The 14,447-nt window shown below is 40.0% G+C and carries 15 protein-coding genes; all 15 read left to right on the top strand.

The window, feature by feature from the left end; translation table 11 throughout:
* Positions 1-18: 18 nt before the first annotated feature.
* The 15 genes from ACJJI8_RS18105 to sctC all read left to right on the top strand — a co-directional run bounded on the left by ACJJI8_RS18105 (position 19) and on the right by sctC (position 14,432).
* Positions 19-1,146 (top strand): TyeA family type III secretion system gatekeeper subunit, encoded by a 1,128-nt coding sequence (locus ACJJI8_RS18105; RefSeq protein ID WP_444933244.1) that lies wholly within the window; start codon positions 19-21, stop codon positions 1,144-1,146.
* Positions 1,130-1,507 (top strand): hypothetical protein, encoded by a 378-nt coding sequence (locus tag ACJJI8_RS18100; protein ID WP_444933243.1) that lies wholly within the window; start codon positions 1,130-1,132, stop codon positions 1,505-1,507. The genes ACJJI8_RS18105 and ACJJI8_RS18100 overlap by 17 nt, the downstream gene beginning before the upstream one ends.
* Positions 1,508-1,510: 3 nt before the next feature.
* Complete coding sequence (locus tag ACJJI8_RS23155; RefSeq protein WP_507021827.1) at positions 1,511-1,906, top strand: hypothetical protein; 396 nt, start codon at positions 1,511-1,513, stop codon at positions 1,904-1,906.
* Between the two features lie 374 nt (positions 1,907-2,280).
* Positions 2,281-4,404 (top strand): type III secretion system export apparatus subunit SctV, encoded by a 2,124-nt coding sequence (gene sctV / locus ACJJI8_RS18095; protein ID WP_444933242.1) that lies wholly within the window; start codon positions 2,281-2,283, stop codon positions 4,402-4,404.
* Positions 4,405-4,414: 10 nt separating this feature from the next.
* Positions 4,415-5,821 (top strand): type III secretion system ATPase SctN, encoded by a 1,407-nt coding sequence (gene sctN / locus ACJJI8_RS18090; protein ID WP_444913832.1) that lies wholly within the window; start codon positions 4,415-4,417, stop codon positions 5,819-5,821.
* A gap of 151 nt (positions 5,822-5,972) precedes the next feature.
* A complete protein-coding gene (sctO, locus tag ACJJI8_RS18085) occupies positions 5,973-6,440 on the top strand; it encodes a type III secretion system stalk subunit SctO (protein WP_413662013.1) in 468 nt (155 codons plus the stop codon).
* Positions 6,441-6,448: 8 nt separating this feature from the next.
* Positions 6,449-7,552, top strand: coding sequence for a hypothetical protein (locus ACJJI8_RS18080; RefSeq protein ID WP_444933241.1), 1,104 nt, complete (start codon positions 6,449-6,451; stop codon positions 7,550-7,552).
* Positions 7,549-8,601, top strand: a complete 1,053-nt coding sequence (gene sctQ / locus ACJJI8_RS18075) for a type III secretion system cytoplasmic ring protein SctQ (protein ID WP_444927866.1) — start codon at positions 7,549-7,551, stop codon at positions 8,599-8,601. The genes ACJJI8_RS18080 and sctQ overlap by 4 nt, the downstream gene beginning before the upstream one ends.
* On the top strand, positions 8,591-9,253 hold the full coding sequence (sctR, locus tag ACJJI8_RS18070) for a type III secretion system export apparatus subunit SctR (protein WP_413662010.1): 663 nt from the start codon (positions 8,591-8,593) through the stop codon (positions 9,251-9,253). The genes sctQ and sctR overlap by 11 nt, the downstream gene beginning before the upstream one ends.
* Positions 9,254-9,304: 51 nt before the next feature.
* Positions 9,305-9,559 (top strand): type III secretion system export apparatus subunit SctS, encoded by a 255-nt coding sequence (gene sctS, locus ACJJI8_RS18065; protein WP_226648317.1) that lies wholly within the window; start codon positions 9,305-9,307, stop codon positions 9,557-9,559.
* Between the two features lie 23 nt (positions 9,560-9,582).
* Positions 9,583-10,380, top strand: coding sequence for a type III secretion system export apparatus subunit SctT (gene sctT / locus ACJJI8_RS18060; RefSeq protein ID WP_444913828.1), 798 nt, complete (start codon positions 9,583-9,585; stop codon positions 10,378-10,380).
* Positions 10,380-11,429: a type III secretion system export apparatus subunit SctU gene (sctU, locus tag ACJJI8_RS18055; RefSeq protein WP_413662008.1), complete on the top strand. Its 1,050-nt coding sequence runs from the start codon at positions 10,380-10,382 to the stop codon at positions 11,427-11,429. The genes sctT and sctU overlap by 1 nt, the downstream gene beginning before the upstream one ends.
* Positions 11,430-11,460: 31 nt before the next feature.
* Positions 11,461-11,928, top strand: coding sequence for a type III secretion system chaperone (locus ACJJI8_RS18050; protein ID WP_413662007.1), 468 nt, complete (start codon positions 11,461-11,463; stop codon positions 11,926-11,928).
* A gap of 298 nt (positions 11,929-12,226) precedes the next feature.
* Positions 12,227-12,604: a type III secretion system chaperone family protein gene (locus ACJJI8_RS18045; RefSeq protein ID WP_444933240.1), complete on the top strand. Its 378-nt coding sequence runs from the start codon at positions 12,227-12,229 to the stop codon at positions 12,602-12,604.
* The gene (sctC, locus tag ACJJI8_RS18040; RefSeq protein ID WP_444933239.1) at positions 12,585-14,432 is read left to right on the top strand and encodes a type III secretion system outer membrane ring subunit SctC; all 1,848 of its coding nucleotides are present in this window, start codon (positions 12,585-12,587) and stop codon (positions 14,430-14,432) included. The genes ACJJI8_RS18045 and sctC overlap by 20 nt, the downstream gene beginning before the upstream one ends.
* The last annotated feature ends 15 nt before the right edge of the window (positions 14,433-14,447 follow it).

The following is a 14,447-nucleotide window of genomic DNA, read 5'->3' as shown; positions in this document are numbered from 1 at the left end:
GATAAATAAGGTATTCTGATGAATTCTCAGGGCGGTCAGTCAATTGGAGTAAATCGCATTGTCGAAAAACCCACAGCTATTGACAGTGTAAGTAGAGAAATACAGCCTGCTCAAACAGGTAAAACGATGTTTCAAACTATAAGTAATAGTTTGGAGGAGTTTTCTTCATTTTTACATAAATATAAAAATTTAAACCGTAGCAGAGCTAGAGAGTCCCGTCGAGACTTTGATGGCTTGGATGTAAAAAAGCTATCGAAATCAGCGCTCAGCCAACATCAAGTCGACAAAGTTAGTGAAATTGCAGCAGCAATTAAACAAAATCGTCATAACAAGTCGGAAGTGATTGAAGAGATTAGAACGTTTTCTAAATTTATTTCATCAGATATAACGGAGAAAGGGATTGCATTGCTTTCTCTCAGGGAGCAGCTTGAAAATTCTAATAGAACTGTTCCCAGTATATCTGAAATATATATTGAGCTTGATAGGCAGCTAGCCCCGATATCAACGTCTTTGGAATTCAGAGCCGGTGTATTGGCCAATGGTACTTTGGATGCCGCGAAGCAACGAGGACTGGATGAAAACCAATTAAGTGATCTGACCAAACCGGAGCACTCAATTAGCTTTGGTAATATTTTCAATGTACTTTGTGATCTTAGAGAAAAATTCGGAGATCACTATCTTGATCTTGGAGCTGGAGAGCTATATAGGCAGCTTTCTTCACAATATCATGGAGGCGGCCGGAATATTGAGAACTCAGAGCTCATCTCTGTAATGAGAAATATGAGCGAGTTGAAGACTTTGTTAGCATTACTTGATGCCTGCCGAGAGACTGCGAGAATACTCGAGCAACCCATGACTGGAGCAAATACTCAGAGAAGTTTAACAAGTAAGCTTCTAAATGAGGTCCTATCTTTACAAAAGAAAAGCTGGGTGGAAAGTTCCGATGTTAGTAAAATTGCGAGTAATTTAAAAATAAAAAACCTAGCGAAACTTAATATCTTAGGAGTGCAAATTAAATATATAATAAGTCTTGTGCCTAATCATATTTATGGTAATGCTGAACAAAAAAATCAATGTATTGAAGCAATATTTAAATGTACAGATTTGTTCGCTCGGAGGGAATCAGCATATGCCCGGCTGGATTGAAGCAATACTGATACGTGTATTCTCCGCTTATAGTATCGAGATCGACAAACGACAGCTTGCTCAGAATTACCTCCAGCTGGAATTTAATAATATTGGAAATCTTGAGTTAAACTATTTTCCTCATGATGAGTCATTGCTCATATCGTTGGGGGTAAAGCATCGAGTAGATGATGATACTATAGAGCATGTTCTAGAAGCTAACAAATATAGCAATCAGAATTCATTGTCCCCTACTGGGCATATTTATGAAGATAAAATTGTTCTCAGGCTGGTAATTCTTAGAGAAAACCTGGATTTTATCAATTTTGAAGCGGCGCTAAATAACTTCCGCCAAGTAAATCAAAGCATCTTAGGGGATTAAGTCATGTTGTCTGACAAGACTAAGCACACGCTAAATTTCCAAGGTGGAATCTCTAAGGTCTCATACCTAGAGCACGAGCCCGAAAATCTTAAAACACCGTCAGCCACACGTATCATATTCTTTAACAACCACGCGGCTCCGTCGCATCTGTCTAAACTGTTCAAGCGTTCAAACGGTAAACGGCTATTGGATAAAGTATGTAGCCCTGAAAGGTCTGAATTGAAATCATTTGACGTTTGTCAGGGGGAACGACAGGCCATGGAGGCTGTGGAATGGATAAGAAATTTAGAGGACAAACTAGACACAGAACTAAGGGGGAAGTGTGAACAGATATTCATTGAGCTAGCGGAGCTGGAATTGAAAAATCAAGTTCAAAGAAATCTACTTAAAAAAGTTTGAGTCTTAAAGTGTTTACAAGTTTTATTAGACTAAGTTAGCGTTATGAGAGATTGGATACTCACGCAAGCGCAATTGCAACTAGACTATGCTGATGTAAATAAGGCAGTCGCTCTACTGTTACTTATTGAAACTTTGTACGGAAAAAGTTTACCAACCGGGCTTATGTTGTGCAAAGCATGGATGTCTTTAAATGACCTTAAAAATCTGGAGTCAAAATCCAGAGAGCTTCTGAAGACGTGCAATCTAAGTCGGGAACAGTCAGCCGCAATATATTATTGTTTGAGTGAAGCACATTGGAAATCCGGAAACTCTGATGCCTCAAAATTAGCACGTAGAAGTTATTTGAATTTTATTAATGAAGGCCCTTCTAGTAAATGAAAAATGTATTGGTTGCGTTTAGTCGGCGAGCTGACCTTGCCCTGGCTATATTGTTGGTCGCTATCATATTTATGATGATATTGCCAATGCCAACAGGAGTGGTAGATACGTTAATAGCAATAAATTTTGCTATCGCGGTACTCCTAATGATGCTATCTGTTTATATCAAAACAGCATTGGAGTTTAGTGCATTCCCTGCAGTACTGCTTATTAGTACACTATTTCGTTTAGCGTTATCGGTCACGACGACACGATTAATTCTTATGAATGGAGATGCTGGAGATATTATTACTACATTCGGGAATTTCGTAGTTGGCGGCAACTTGGTGGTTGGGTTGGTTATTTTCCTTATCATCACTATTGTACAGTTTTTAGTGATTACGAAAGGTGCTGAACGAGTTGCTGAAGTGAGTGCTAGATTCTCCCTGGATGCCTTGCCCGGCAAGCAAATGAGTATCGATGGTGATATGCGAGCTGGGATGCTTGATATTGAAGAGGCAAGGGATCGGCGGGAATCATTAAATCGTGAGAGCCAGCTATTTGGGTCAATGGATGGCGCGATGAAATTTGTTAAAGGAGACGCAATAGCAGGTCTTATTATCATCTGTGTCAATATCATAGGTGGGATTTTAATCGGAACTACCCAGCACGGAATGTCTACTGGTGAAGCCCTGGAAATGTACTCTATTCTCACCGTAGGTGACGGGTTAATAGCACAAATTCCTGCGCTCTTTATTTCGATGACCGCTGGCATGATTGTCACACGCGTGACGTCAACAGAAGATGAGCTAGAGAGTAAAGATATAAACCTGGGCACGGTTATAGGTTCTCAAATCACAGCACACCCTCGTGCTCTCTATATGTCATCCGCACTTCTATTGGGATTGGCTTTGATACCAGGGTTTCCTACTGAAATCTTTATTGTATTGGCAATATTGATTGGAGGAGGAGGGTTCCTCTTAGCACGGTTGGCCACTAAAAATAGAATCCATGAAGAGAATCTACCAGAAATTTTGGCAAAAGATGGCGCCTCTGCAGCGGCTGCAACGGCAGAAGCAAAACGAATATCATCCCGAACAGCTGCTAGCAGCAGAGATGAATTCTCTATTACAGTGCCTCTTTTAGTTGATGTCTCTGTTGATCTTGAGGGTGTTTTAGATGCTACAGAATTGAATGCAGAACTAAGTCGCGTACGAAAAGCACTCTACTTGGATTTAGGGGTACCATTTCCCGGTGTCCACTTACGATTTAATGAAAATCTTAGCGAGCATGAATACTACATCCTGAATCAGGAGGTACCTGTTGGGCGTGGAAGATTGATGCCGGACTGTGTTTTGATAACTGAACCTAAAGATCAACTATCGATGTCGGGTATTGAATTTAGTGAAGAGGAAAAGTTTTTGCCTGACATCGAAAGTTTGTGGGTAAGCAATCAGCAGATTGAAATACTGGATACTAATCATCTGTCCTATTTTTCGTTCAATCGTATCATTACTTACCATTTGGCCTACATCCTTCGCCGATATGCAGAGGAGTTTATTGGGATACAGGAAACTCGTTACTTGTTGGAGCGAGTAGAGCCGCATTTTGGCGAGTTAGTCAAAGAAGTTGAGCGAGTAATGCCTATTCAGCGACTTAGTGAGGTATTCCAGAGACTGGTGTCAGAAGATATATCCATTCGAAATTTGAGGGTTATTTTAGAAGCGCTAGTTGAGTGGGGACAGAAAGAAAAGGATGTTGTGCAGTTAACTGAATACGTGCGTAGTAGTTTAAAGCGTCAGATTTGCTTTAAGTATTCTGGGGGAAATAGCACGCTTCCTTGCTACCTACTGGATCAGGAGTTGGAAGATAGTGTTCGTAGTGCCATTAGACAAACTTCGGCAGGCTATTATTTAGCTCTAGATCCTTCGGTAACAAAACGATTTACCGAGAAGCTCGCTGTATACACCAGAGATAGTTTACAGATGGAGAGAAAACCTGTTTTGCTTATTGCCATGGATATACGTCGTTATGTAAGAAAGCTAATAGAAACAGAGTTCTATGAGCTTCCTGTTATATCTTTCCAGGAGTTAACAAAAGATATAAATGTTCAACCAATTGCGCGTATATCTATAAGTTGAAGATACAGCTGTGAACGATTTAGATTCAAAATATAAAACCAAGCATGATATTCAGGAAACGCTGAAATCTAACTTGAGAGACACTGAAAGAAAATGGAGAGATAAAACACATAAGCTCCGGGGGCTCATCGCTGAATGTAAAAACATGAGGATGCGAGGTTGGGTAAATAATGTATCCGGAACCATAATTAAAGCCCAAGTTGTTGATGTCAAAATTGGAGAACTATGTCGACTGGTCTCACCGGATACTAATAAAACCTTGTTGGCTGAAGTGGTTGGGCTAGACAAATCTATTGCATTACTATCACCTTTGGGAGATGTGAAAGGGATTTCCAGTAAAACTGAAGTTATTCCCACTGGCCGTAGCCATGAGATAGAAGTCGGCGATTTTTTGTTGGGAAGTGTCCTTGATGGTTTGGGAAATCCCATAAGGAAAGGAGAACGGTACGACATAGACCCCTCTGAACGTTCACGGGTGACGGTCACTGCTGATGCTCCGGATGCAATGACTCGACAGCTAATCAGTCGACCAGTTTCCATGGGCATAAAGGCTATTGATAGTATTCTGACTTGTGGAGAAGGTCAGAGAGTTGGAATTTTCGCCGCTGCAGGTGGTGGAAAAAGTACGCTACTTTCAATGATTATCCGCAATGCAGATGTTGATGTAATTGTTATTGCATTAATTGGCGAGCGTGGGCGGGAAGTTCGGGAGTTTATTGATCACGATTTAGGCCCAGGAGGTCTTACAAAAGCTGTATTGGTAGTCGCCACATCCGATAGACCGGCAATGGAGCGTGCAAAAGCTGCATTAGTAGCGACTGCTATTTCAGAGTATTTCCGGGAGCAGGGGAAGAAAGTACTATTACTTATGGACTCTGTAACACGATATGCTCGATCTTTGCGCGAAATTGGACTAGCTGCAGGAGAGCCGCCTACCCGAAGGGGGTATCCACCATCAGTTTTCGCTGCTTTACCTCAATTGATGGAGCGCGCGGGAAATTCTGCCAGGGGATCAATTACTGCTTGCTATACCGTCCTCGTTGAGGGTGACGATATGACAGAGCCGGTTGCTGATGAAACGAGATCAATTTTAGATGGGCACATTATATTGTCGCGGTCGTTAGCAGCCGCTGCTCACTTCCCTGCTGTGGATATATTGCTAAGTGCAAGTCGAGTAATGAACAATTTTGTAACACCTGAGCACAAATTAGCAGCAATGAAATTAAGAAATCTACTAGGTAAATATAAAGACGTTGAACTCCTAGTACGTATTGGTGAATACCAACGCGGCAATGATCGGATGACTGATGAAGCCGTAGATAGGATTGAAGAGATAAATGCTTTTCTTAAGCAAGGTACCCATGAATCTATTCCATTTGATGCGAGTGTAAACCAGCTCCTAAAGATGTTTCCGTAATTTATAAGGAACCGAGAAAGTCTATAACCTGAAGTTAGCTGCAAAAATCTATAAAAAAGGACTTTCTTCTAAAAAAAATTACCCAAAATATAAAGAAAGTTTTTGAGCGGCCAATACAATGTCAATCCGTCAAGATGGTGAATAATCACACATGGCTAGTCTAACCCGTGTTATGGAGATTAAGAAGAGGAAGCTCGACGTAGCCAAAAGAGAATATAGGCTAGCTGTTGAAGAGGTACAGCTTAGAGAGCGAGAGTACTCATCTGCTAAGAAGCAATATATGAGCCACAGAGAGTGGCGTATTACAGAGGAAGCGAAAAGGTACAAATCGATTATTGACCAGGTTGTCCAATCTAAGCAGTTAGATGAAATTCGTTCATCAATAGCTTCAATGTATGAAGAAGAAGCTAGCCTGAGTATGAAAGTCCTTGAAGCGCAAAAGCAGCTTGAAAAAGCACAAAAAAGAAGGGATAGCTGCCATGAGCATGTTCGGCAATGTCTAAAAAATGTTGAAAAATATGAACATATCACTGCCGAAATTTCCGCGTCTAAAAATATTGCAGTTGAGAGGGCTGCTGAAGAGACGATGGATGAATTTTCAAGTACTTTGAAGAGCTAGTATTACCGATGTCATCTGAAATTACCTCTAAAAAAAATACTATTTCGACATTTATGGAGTTATCCTCTCTATGCTCCCATTTAAGTCATAAAAGAACTATTGAAACGTCAGAAACTCAATTACATAGTAGTGGGTTGGATTTTCAGAAATATATCGATATAAATAAAGGTGATTTACAAAGTAATACCGATCCAACTAATTGGAGTAGTAAGTTAGCTAACCATATTGATGGTAATGCAAATGATTTAAATATCAATTTGGAGGACGCAAACAATTTTATTGTTATAACTGACTTATTGGTTGTTATTTCAAATAATCTATCATTGGACAGTAAAATAAATCAGAGTTACTTGCAGCACTATTTGCAGTCAATAAACAAACCGCCGGCTAATGGATCATCAAACTCTCAGATACATTGGATGAGTGGGCAAACTGTTAGACCTGATACACTACTTGCCGAAGTATTGGATAATCCAATCAATGAGGTGTTGCACGATGGAGACAGTTTACAGCGAACTGAATTAACAGCAGCTTCTTTAAACTTTAAGCCATTTAAACACGTACATAGTTTACAGTCAGACTTGGGGAGTTCAGATCGCATTGAAGATGCAGATATAGACGTAGTCCAACAAGTCATACTACCGACTACCGATAGGATATTCGCTTCTCAGTTAAATAAGCTAAGCGATCAGAAATCGAACTCTACTCCATCGTTGCTCTATTCGCTAAATACTGAAATTGACACTGTTGTGGTTGATAAAGAAATGGTGCGCGCAGAGATTCTGATTAGATCGCTGCATGATACCAGAGTTAGCATTAGCTTGCATGAGGGTGCTCTGACAGTAAATTTTGATAGTGTCGATAAGGGATTTGATTTATCGGATTCGTCAACATTATCAGAGCTCCGAAGTATGCTGGAGCAGAAGTATTCACAGCTTCAAGTGTCGGTAACAACTTCTTGGAATGTCAGTTCTGACCTTGAGGAGGATATAAATGGTAGTTCAAGACAAAATGATGAAAATAATTCTCAGGGTGAAAACAGTGAATCTCGGCATCAGTCTGATGATGGGTTAGACATAGAAGTTCTATTGGATGACGGTTTGAATACATGAGTATCGACGAGCTTACTTTGCCTAAATTTACCAGCCAGGTGATTGATGCACAGAACATCATTGTTAGTAGTGAAATTGGTTTTCAGCTAGATTTATCTAGTAACGCAAATCGACCGAATCTTAATGTGCGATCACGTTGTTTTACATATAGTTTACCTAAGAGAGCTTTAATCCTTGAGGTGTGTCAGCAAAACACCTCCACATACTGGGAATTCTATTTTAGTCTGGGAGATGCAAGCTTATTACTCTCAAGTTATCTCCATATAAGCCAGATATCAGAGCTGCCCATCGAATTGGTTTTTGCCGCATCTGAGCTTTTTTTTGAGCAACTTATAAATGAGTTTGAGGAGTTTAAAAGTTGGCAGATAACCAGCGTTAAAATAGCAGATGTTGACGGAGGTAATAAAGACTATCAATACACCTATTTGTTTGAAGTAGATAAAGAAGGAAAATCAATTAGTGCCTTTTGCAAGGCAAATATTGATAGTTTGGCAACTCTGTTTGAAATATATGGTAAAAAAAGGAAGGGGCGCATGCAAATTCCTGTGCCAACCTCCTTCTTGGTGGGTCAGGTGCACCTGGATATTGAAGAACTAAGAACTCTTAGGTCGGGTGATGTAGTGCTTGTAGATAGCTCTAGTTCCTTTAAGGAAGAATGTCTCCTGCTGGTGAGCCGACAAGCAACTTGGTTGGCTCAAATAAATGAGAAAAGTATTAAATTAATAGATCGCTGGAGTGTGCAGATGGAAAGTCAATTGAAGGATTCTACCAAACCAATTAGCAAGGCAGATAATCCGGAAAGTCCAGAAGCGTACTTAACGCAATTAAATAATGTATCTTTATCTCTAAAATTTGAATTGCCCGGTAAGGAAATGACCATTGAAGAGATTCAATCTCTCACGGAAGGATATACATTCACATTAAATGATTCGGCCTCTAGCGAAATTCTAATATCCCTTAACCACTCAGTATTAGGAAAGGGGAAGTTGGTTAATATAGAGGGGCGGTTGGGCGTGCAGATTATTGGGTGGGGCAAAAATGGGGGTTAGTTTTTTAGGTGGACAATTAGACCACATATCAATAATTTTAGCCCTTGGTGCTTTAGCTTTAGTGCCTTTTCTTGCAGTAATGGGAACGTCTTTTGTAAAAATTGTAATTGTCTTTTCGCTACTTCGCAATGCTTTAGGTGTTCAACAAACACCCCCTAATATGGCACTATATGGTGTGGCACTTATTCTTACTTTGTATATTATGGCGCCCATAGGGTACGATATACAGGATTATCTGGATGCAAATACCCATCTAACTGAGTCATCAGAGAACTATAAGGAATTATTTTCAGGTGCGGTAAAGCCGTATGCTGCATTTTTACAAAAAAACACCACCGAAATTGAGAAAACCTATTTCCTAGATACAGCCAGGGAGATTTGGCCAGAGCGCCATGCCGAAAAGGTTACTGAAGATAGCTTACTGGTGCTAATGCCTGCATTTACCGTTAGCCAGGTGACAGAGGCATTCAAAATTGGATTCTTAATCTATCTTCCATTTCTGGTGATAGACTTAATTGTATCGAATATTCTTCTGGCGATGGGGATGATGATGGTGTCTCCAATGACGATCTCGCTCCCATTCAAATTATTGTTGTTTGTGGTTCTTGATGGTTGGACAACTCTAACTCATAGTCTAGTGATGGCCTATTAGTAACTTACCAAAGTTAGATATGATTAACATCGTAGCGGTGGATAATTGATAATGGATATTAGCGATCTTATGATGCTGGCTCAGGAGGCGATGATGCTTGTATTGATATTATCCCTTCCTACGATCGTAGCTGCTTCATTAGTGGGAACTTTAGTTAGTCTTATCCAGGCGTTAACACAAATTCAGGAGCAAACACTTGGGTTTGTGTTAAAGCTTGTTGCTGTGATTTTTGCGCTTCTGGCAACAGGAAGTTGGATGGGTGCTGAGTTAATTAATCTAGGGGCAACCGCGTTTAAGAGTATTTGACAAAGTGAAAAACCATAATTGATATGGATCTTGACTTGAATAGCCTGGAGAGAATGATTCAGGCGTATATTTTGTCGTTACCACGTATATACCTAGTATTTACTGTTCTTCCTATGATGAGCAAAGGGTTTCTGGGAAGTTCAATGATTCGTAATGGTATATTGCTCAGTCTGGCGCTCTTTATCTTTCCTCTAACTGAAGGAAGTTTGTCCGAAGACTTGGGAAAAGTGGGTTATATTTCAATACTCCTGAAAGAATCGGCTATTGGTCTGGTTATTGGTGTAGTGGTAGCAATTCCATTTTGGATAGCAGAAGGAGTAGGTTTTCTTATAGATAATCAGAGGGGGTCTACCATGTCAAATATGGTAAATCCATTATTAGGTGATGAAACTTCGCCTTTAGGGGTTTATCTTAGCCATTTGTTAAATACATTTTTTATTATGAGTGGTGCATTTTTGCTGATGATGGGTGTGATTTATCAGAGCTACGTATATTGGCCTATTGGTAAAATGTTTCCCGAGGATTTGACTGGTACTGATGTATACATATTTTCTCAGTTAGATTTTTTAACGAAGTCGATAGTTGTTTTTTCTGCTCCGATAGTAATATCTATGTTTTTAGCAGAATTCACTTTGGCTCTAATAAATCGATTCTCACCACAGCTAAATGTTTTCTTTATGGCTATGCCCATTAAGAGTGCAGTTGGGATCTTCGTTTTGGTTATATATATTCATTTGCTTTTAGGTAATATAGATAATGTGGTTGCGGACACGTTTGAAGACATGCAGTATTTTATGCAGCATGTGTTGGGAGAGGTCTAATGACATCTTCAAAGTCAGAGCCGCCAACGCCGAAGAAGATAAGAGATGCTCGTGAGAAAGGGCAGGTTGCAAAAAGTAAAGAGGTTGTTTCGCTCGTTCTTTTAGTTTCTGTTACTGGCTATTTTTGGCTTTTTGGGGAAGATATTTTCCTGAGAATTAAAAGTCTGTTTCAGGACCCTTCAAAATATATCGACCTTCCTCTTAGGCAACTATTTTTAAATGCTTCAATAGAGGCATTCTACATCGCATTCAGTGTACTGGCTCCGATATTAGTTGTCGTATTTATTTTTGCCATCATATCGAATGTTATGCAGACTGGTTGGATATTTAGTGGTGAGACCATAGCGCCAAAGTTTGAGAAGATAGGCCTGATCAATGGTGCAAAGAAAATATTCAGCGCACAGAATGCAATGGAGTTTTTAAAGTCCCTTATTAAAATTATAGTTCTCACTTACGTAGCCTGGTATGTATTAAAGGGTAATATCCAGCTATTGATGCAGATACCCGTCTGCGGTGCGGAATGCGCCATATATATCACAGGTTCACTAATGATGAAGTTGATATTGTATTGTTTGGCAGCATTTGTGTTCTTGGCGGCGGCTGATTTTGGCTTGGAAAGGTTTCTATATTTTAGGAAGCTTCGAATGTCTATCGATGAGGTTAGAAGAGAATATAAAGACACGGAAGGTAATCCTGAAATAAAGGGTAGAAGGAAAGAGATACATAGAGAATTGATGAGTGAAGAAGTTGTTAATAAAAGGGTTTCTCAAGCAGATGTTTTGATTACAAATCCAGTGCATTTTGCTGTAGGTATACGCTATGACCAACAGCTGTCACCATTGCCGTTTGTTACAATAAAAGGTGAAATGATTCTTGCTAAGAAGCTACGAAATATCGCGATTAAGAAAGGAATCCCTATCGTTGAAAATGTGCCTTTAGCAAGATCTCTCTATGCAAAAATAGACATAGATCAAAAAATAACAAATGAGTTTGTAGAGCCTATAGCTGATATTATTCGTTGGCTGCAATCTCAGGAAAGGCAGACCTAGATTGCTACTTATAAATACAAGAGTGTGAATTATGAAATTAGATTTCTCGCAGTTGATACAAGAGTTAGCGGTAAATTTACAGCAGCCGCTTATGGACCAGATTGAAGATGCATGCCGAATATCATGGGATAATATCGATATGCATATATATTATCATGAGGAGGATCAGGGTGAGCTTGTTATTATAACAATAGACATTGGTGAAATTCCCCATGGCCAAGATGAGCATTTTGCAACATTAATGTTGCAGGCGAATTACCTATGGATTGCTAGTGAATACGCAACCCTATCCCTGAATCCCGAAACACAAAAAGTGGTACTATGCGACAAAGAGAGAGCAGAGTCTATAGAAATCGAATCATTCACTAGGAGAGTAAAGTCGCTATATCAAGCTGCTATATACTGGCAGGGGGTCCTTTCTAGTAGCCCCAACGTTGAACAAACTGATCAGTCACTTGGGGCTATTGGAATGGAAAACAACTTTGGCATAAAAGTATAGAAGTATCAGCTTTCGGGTAATTTCCGGTACCTTAGGTTCTTGATCTTAAATTGAGATGAAAGCAAAGGTGGAACAGGCGAGGGTGGGCGGCATTATTAGTATTTTATAAATCTAAGTATTTATGTCGCCTTTGGTAAATGGACATTTTCAAATGTCTATTTTATAAAAATAATCGGCTAATTTTGAAAGAATCTTCGTCTTATCATCGGTATGGTTATTACCCATGGCGATCTTGCTATATATGGGAAGCGACATGTCACTACGGGATAAGATATCTACATTGTGCTCGGAGATTCATATGCCTATGCCCGCTATAGACGATAATGAATCTTATACTTTGAATTTTGATTCAAAGTTTTCGATTCAATTTATTGAGCATCGAGGTGGATATGTGTTGCTAAGCTACGGATTTGGGTTGGTTGTTGAAGAACATTTACGTAAGCAGTTTCTGATGGAGGCAATGAGAAAAAGTTATGCTTGGAGTGGGCTAAATCTATCTTTGATTTCTGGAGAAGATGGCGACTTCGGTATTCAAAGCATAATGCCAAATAACGTTTCATTTAACGTTTTTTTTGACATTACAAACTATCACTGCGGATTTTGTGATCTGCTAGTTAAACTGATACCTATTCACCAAATAACTAAGTTTGAATATCGTGAATTTATTACGCCATAATTTTATTTTACTGATGGCAATATTTTTTTCTCATCTGTTTAGTGGTGCGAATGCCCAAACCCTTATGGGGGAGTCATTTGAATTCTATGGTGAAGAGCAGCCACTTAGAGATGTTCTGACGGCGATTGCTACACATTCGCGCCTGGGGGTAGAGATAAATGAAGGGATCGATAGTGATTTTAGTGGGTACCTAATGAAGGCCAACAGCAAGGAAGCATTAGACTTCCTTGCCGGCGCATTTGATCTGGTATGGTACTTTGATGGTGCGACGTTGTATATCGATCCAATTAATGAAATGGAAAGCAAGCTTTTCTTGCTATCGAAGGTTGATTCATCCCTCTTAAAGAAGACAATGCAGGAATTGTCGATTTGGGATGAACGCTTTGAATGGCGCTCTTTAGGCGCAAATGGGATTGTTATGGTATCCGGTCCCCCTAGGTATCTCGAATTGGTCGATAAGACAGTGGAAATGCTAAATGAACGAGTTTCCGCTGAGATAAATGATGAATTAGTCATTCAAATTTATGGATTAAAATACGCATCCGCTATAGATCGAAAAGTTACCGCTAGAGATCAAGAAGTTGTGCTGCCTGGGGTTGCAACTCTTCTAAGAGGTTTGATTGGTTCCGACTCGGCACTAGAGGCTACAACTGGTAGAAGCGCTTCTGCACATCGACGTGATGAAACACTAACCGACAGTGAATTAACCGCTAGTAAGTCTTTAAATCTCCGTGCGGGCGATATTTTACAAGAAAGCCGATCAGGCTATTCTAGCGGTGCTTCCCACCCACATGCAACGGTCTACCCGGACCCCAGTACCAATTCAGTTATTGTTCAGGATTACGCGTCAAGGCTTCTTTTATATGAAAATCTCATTACTCAATTAGACAGGCCTCGGGAACAGCTGGAAATCAGCCTGGTTATCATTGATCTTACAACCAATTCATTACGAGAGCTGGGTGTTCATTGGAATGTTGATGCCGTTAGTAAAGGGAGCGGCCTCTTAGATTTGATTTTGCCCGGGGATTCACTAACTGGTGATAGCTTGTTCACTGAGACAAATGCTGACTTTTTGGCAACGGTAAGAGCTTTAGAATCTGAGGGTAAAGCTCGTGTTACTTCTCGGCCCGCAGTGGTAACTGAAAATGGTACGGAAGCACTACTTGATAATAGTGAGACATTTTTTGTTCGAATTCAAGGTGAGCGTGTTGCGACTCTTGAGCAAATTACCTTTGGTACGCTATTAAAAGTCGTACCTCGTGTGGTTGAAGGTGCGTCCGTAATGGGAGATAGGGCCCTGATTAGCCTTGACGTGCAAATTGAAGATGCTAATCGATTAGCGGATGGTGGAGTAGATTCGATACCATCTATTAGAAATACGCTAATTAACACAAGATCGTCAGTTCCAAATGGCGGATCTCTACTTATTGGTGGTTACTACCGAGAAGCGACAACGAGTAATACTGAAGGTGTGCCTTTTTTGGCTGGGTTACCATTACTTGGGGGGCTATTTAAGCGAAACGATGATACTCAGTCTCAATTAGTAAGGCTCTTTATGTTGAGTCCAAGAATTTTACCAAATGCGCTTTTCGATTCCTCATTTTCGCAGAAAAAGGAGAACCTTGAGGACGATCACAGGCTTAATAAATTTGCTAACGTATCTAACTATAACCCGGATATACACAAATTAGGTTTGACCGGGCTTTGTGAATCAGCTTTAGAAGCAAGGCAAAGACGTAACAGCTTTAGATCCGTAAAGTTATCCACGCGTATCGTTCCATGTGAGGATACCGATGGGGAATCTTATCGTGTGGTAACGATAAATTAATCTTAAACTGGAATA

Source organism: Microbulbifer maximicatervae (SeqCode) (assembly GCF_052467695.1).
Note: the sequence above shows the minus strand (reverse complement) of the source record. Positions and strands in the feature narration are given on the sequence as shown.

Coding starts and splice junctions, on each gene's coding strand:
- ACJJI8_RS18080 (WP_444933241.1), top strand. CDS start 6,449: ATGTCATCTGAAATTACCTCTAAAAAAAATACTATTTCGACATTTATG.
- sctO (WP_413662013.1), top strand. CDS start 5,973: ATGGCTAGTCTAACCCGTGTTATGGAGATTAAGAAGAGGAAGCTCGAC.
- sctQ (WP_444927866.1), top strand. CDS start 7,549: ATGAGTATCGACGAGCTTACTTTGCCTAAATTTACCAGCCAGGTGATT.
- ACJJI8_RS18105 (WP_444933244.1), top strand. CDS start 19: ATGAATTCTCAGGGCGGTCAGTCAATTGGAGTAAATCGCATTGTCGAA.
- sctU (WP_413662008.1), top strand. CDS start 10,380: ATGACATCTTCAAAGTCAGAGCCGCCAACGCCGAAGAAGATAAGAGAT.
- ACJJI8_RS23155 (WP_507021827.1), top strand. CDS start 1,511: ATGTTGTCTGACAAGACTAAGCACACGCTAAATTTCCAAGGTGGAATC.
- ACJJI8_RS18100 (WP_444933243.1), top strand. CDS start 1,130: ATGCCCGGCTGGATTGAAGCAATACTGATACGTGTATTCTCCGCTTAT.
- ACJJI8_RS18050 (WP_413662007.1), top strand. CDS start 11,461: ATGAAATTAGATTTCTCGCAGTTGATACAAGAGTTAGCGGTAAATTTA.
- sctS (WP_226648317.1), top strand. CDS start 9,305: ATGGATATTAGCGATCTTATGATGCTGGCTCAGGAGGCGATGATGCTT.
- sctV (WP_444933242.1), top strand. CDS start 2,281: ATGAAAAATGTATTGGTTGCGTTTAGTCGGCGAGCTGACCTTGCCCTG.
- ACJJI8_RS18045 (WP_444933240.1), top strand. CDS start 12,227: ATGCCTATGCCCGCTATAGACGATAATGAATCTTATACTTTGAATTTT.
- sctR (WP_413662010.1), top strand. CDS start 8,591: ATGGGGGTTAGTTTTTTAGGTGGACAATTAGACCACATATCAATAATT.
- sctT (WP_444913828.1), top strand. CDS start 9,583: ATGGATCTTGACTTGAATAGCCTGGAGAGAATGATTCAGGCGTATATT.